Source organism: Alienimonas sp. DA493 (assembly GCF_043951915.1).
In the GTDB taxonomy this organism is placed as follows: Bacteria; Planctomycetota; Planctomycetia; order Planctomycetales; family Planctomycetaceae; genus Alienimonas.
Genome location: NZ_JBINJD010000381.1, coordinates 1 through 380, shown reverse-complemented (window position 1 = coordinate 380; position 380 = coordinate 1). Strand labels below are relative to the sequence as shown.

The window sequence follows — 380 nt, the reverse complement described above, 5'->3', positions numbered from 1 at the left end:
TCGCGGTCCGGTGGACCGTGACCGACCCCGACGCCGACCCCGCCGCCCTGCGGGTCGTGTTCACCCCCGAGGGCGGCGCCGGGCAGAGGGTGCCGGTGACGCCGGCACTCTCCGGCTCCTTCCGCATCCCGTCCCAGCGGGCCGGCGGCACCGTCACGGTCTCCGTGGCCGACGCCGCGGGCAACGTCGGCTCCGCGACCTGCCGCACCGGCGGCGGGGCCTCGCCCGTCTCCTATTCGCAGTCCGTCTCGCAGGCGTCGCAGTCCGCCGGTCGCGGCGCCCTCCCCGCCCCGGTTCACAACGCCGGTCTCTCGACCGAACCGCGGCCGTCGGCGCCGAGTCTGCCCGCCCCCTCGCTCCCGTCGCCGACCGTCGCGCCG

The 380-nt window shown here is 78.4% G+C and carries 1 pseudogene; it reads left to right on the top strand.

Going from position 1 to position 380, the window contains the following annotated elements:
• Nucleotides 1-17: 17 nt before the first annotated feature.
• A pseudogene (locus tag ACG2DA_RS23115) lies at nt 18-380 on the top strand (hypothetical protein); the annotation flags it as partial.